Annotated in this window: 3 protein-coding genes; all 3 read right to left on the minus strand. The window is 63.9% G+C overall.

Features of this window, described 5'->3' with window-relative positions; all coding sequences use genetic code 11:
- On the minus strand, window positions 1-1,015 hold a 1,015-nt coding region (locus AAYN39_RS10660; RefSeq protein WP_057509449.1), incomplete at its 3' end, for a sodium ion-translocating decarboxylase subunit beta.
- Window positions 1,016-1,027: 12 nt separating this feature from the next.
- A complete protein-coding gene (gene oadA / locus AAYN39_RS10665) occupies window positions 1,028-2,803 on the minus strand; it encodes a sodium-extruding oxaloacetate decarboxylase subunit alpha (RefSeq protein ID WP_000150450.1) in 1,776 nt (591 codons plus the stop codon).
- Between the two features lie 15 nt (window positions 2,804-2,818).
- Window positions 2,819-2,989: oxaloacetate decarboxylase subunit gamma (locus AAYN39_RS10670; RefSeq protein WP_000396853.1), on the minus strand; the 171-nt coding region annotated here is incomplete at its 5' end.

The following is a 2,989-nucleotide window of genomic DNA, read 5'->3' on the forward strand; positions in this document are numbered from 1 at the left end:
TCTGCGGCTGCAGGAACTTATCCGCGACCAGCTTCGCGCCCACCGACAGCCCGAGGAAAATGGTCACGATATTAATCAGACCGTTCTGCACCGTGTCGCTCAGACGCTCCACCACCCCGCTTTCACGCATCAGATTGCCGAAGCAGAACATCCCCAGCAGCGGCGCGGCGTCCGGCAGCAGCAGGGCCACCAGCAGTAACAGCACCACCGGAAAGAGGATTTTTTCCCGCTTACTCACCGTGCGCAGCTGCACCATGCGGATTTTGCGCTCTTTCTCGCTGGTCAGCGCGCGCATAATCGGCGGCTGGATTAACGGCACCAGCGCCATATACGAGTAGGCCGCCACCGCAATGGCCCCCAGCAGCTCCGGTGCCAGCTTGCCCGACAGATAAATCGCCGTCGGGCCGTCCGCGCCGCCGATAATGCCGATGGCCGCCGCCTGCGGCAGGGTGAAGGCAATCAGGCCGAAGTAGTTCAGCGTCAGCGCCCCCAGTACGGTGGCGAAGATGCCGAACTGTGCCGCCGCCCCCAGCAGCAGGGTGCGCGGATTGGCCAGCAGCGGGCCGAAGTCGGTCATCGCGCCGACGCCCATAAAGATGACCAGCGGCGCGACGCCGGAGCCAATCGCCACTTTATAGAACAGCGCCAGCACCCCCGGCGTGTAGCCCATGTCCACCGCCAGATTTTCCATCTGGTTCTGGACTGACGGCAGGGCCAGCGCCAGCGCTTCCTTGATGGCGTGCACGTCCGGCGCGCAGTTGAGCTTCGCGGCAATCACCGCCAGCTGCCCGGCGTCGTGATGGGCCAGCAGGCTCTCCAGCGCGGTCAGCGCCATGCCCGCTTCCGGGATGTTGGAGAGCAGGCCGCCGAAGCCTATCGGCAGCAGCAGTAACGGTTCGAACTTTTTCGCTATCGCCAGCCACAGCAACAGCAGGCTGACCAGCAGCATGATGGCCTGGCCCGCGCCAAGGTGCATCAGCCCCATGCCCTGAAGCAGGGCGTTCAGACTTTCCATTTCAGTTCTCCGTTACGCCAGCGTCATCAGGGTGTCGCCCACGGAGACGGCGTCCCCGGACTTCACCGCGATACCGCGGACGGTGCCGGCCTGCGCGGCGCGGATTTCGGTTTCCATCTTCATGGCTTCCAGAATCAGCAGCACGTCGCCTTCGGCCACGCTCTGGCCTTCGGTGGCAATCACCTTCCAGATGTTGCCCGCCAGCGGCGCGGTGACCGGGGTGCCGGCGCCTGCCGGGGCGGCAGCCTGAACCGGTGCGGAAGAGGCCGCCGGAACAGCCGTAGTAAGCTGGCTGATATCGCCGCCGTCGCTGACCCTCACCACAAAGGCTTTGCCTTCCACTTCCACGGTGTAGATACCGGAGGCGGCAGGCTTCTCTGCTTTTGCCACCGGCTGCGCGGCTTCCGCCTGCGGCAGTGGCTCAAACGCCGCCGGGTTATGGCGGTTCTCAAGGAATTTGAGGCCGATTTGCGGGAACAGCGCCACGGTGAGCACGTCGTCGATGGCGTTTCCCGCCAGAGTAATCCCCTTCTCCTGCGCCTGGCGCCTGACGTCCGCTTCCAGTTCAGCCAGCTCCGGCTTCAGCAGGTCCGCCGGGCGGCAGGTCACCGGAGCGCTCCCTTCCAGCACGCGGGCCTGTAACGCGGCGTTAACCGGCACCGGGGTGTGGCCGTATTCGCCTTTCAGAATGCCGGCGGTTTCCTTCGCGATGGTTTTGTAGCGTTCGCCGGTCAGGACGTTGAGCACCGCCTGGGTGCCGACAATCTGCGAGGTCGGGGTGACCAGCGGGATAAAGCCGAGGTCCTCGCGCACGCGGGGGATTTCCGCCAGCACCTGGTCCAGCCTGTCCGCCGCGTTCTGCTGCTTCAGCTGGCTTTCGAGGTTGGTCAGCATCCCGCCCGGTACCTGCGCCACCAGAATACGGCTGTCGTAGCCTTTCAGCTGGCCTTCAAAGGCATGGTACTTTTTGCGCACCTCGCGGAAGTACGCGGCGATATTTTCCAGCTTCAGGATATCCAGCCCGGTGTCGTGCTCAGTACCTGCCAACGTCGCCACCAGCGCCTCGGTGGCCGGGTGGCCGTAGGTGGCGCTCATGGACGAAATCGCCGTGTCCACGCCGTCAACACCCGCCTCGATAGCCTTCAGCAGGGCCATCTCCGCCATCCCGGTGGTGGCGTGACAGTGCAGGTGCAGGCGCACCTCAAAACGTTTTTTGATTTCGCTCACCAGCTCAAAAGCGGCCATCGGCGTGAGAATGCCGGACATATCCTTGATGGCAATCGAGTCAACGCCGGTCTCTAACAACTGTTCGGTCAGGTCCAGCCAGGTCTGCAGGGTGTGCGCCGGGCTGGTGGTGTAGGAGAGCGTCCCCTGGGCGTGCGCGCCGTGGCTGCGCACCGCCTGCAGGGCGGCTTTCATATTGCGCGGGTCGTTCATGGCATCGAAGACGCGGAACACATCCATGCCGTTTTTCACCGCGCGTTCAACGAAGCGCTCCACCACATCATCGGCGTAGTGGCGGTAGCCGAGCAGGTTCTGGCCGCGCAGCAGCATCTGCAGCGGGGTTTTGGGCATGGCTTTTTTGAGTTCGCGCAGGCGCAGCCACGGGTCTTCGCCGAGAAAACGAATACAGGCGTCAAAGGTGGCGCCGCCCCAGCACTCCAGCGAGCCGTAGCCCACGTCGTCGAGCTGAGCGGCAATCGGCAGCATATCGTCAAGGCGCAGGCGGGTGGCGAACAGAGACTGGTGGGCGTCACGCAGGACGACGTCGGTAATGGCAATAGTCATGGATCCCTCCGGGAATTAAGCGTTAAGGCGGTGATGGTGAATGGCGGCGGCAATCACCGGCTTTAAGCGGGTGAAGTCGTCCACGGCGGGAACGGCGCGCGGTGCGGGCGCGGCGACGGGTTCCGGGAAGAAGCGAGTAATCACGGCAGACATACCGCGAATGGCAAAGATCAGCAGGAACAGAAA

The organism is Salmonella sp. K21076 (genome assembly GCF_039650795.1).
In the GTDB taxonomy this organism is placed as follows: Bacteria; Pseudomonadota; Gammaproteobacteria; order Enterobacterales; family Enterobacteriaceae; genus Salmonella; species Salmonella enterica.

Excerpts from the sequence above, each read along its gene's own strand:
- oadA (WP_000150450.1), bottom strand. The coding sequence starts at position 2,803 with ATGACTATTGCCATTACCGACGTCGTCCTGCGTGACGCCCACCAGTCT.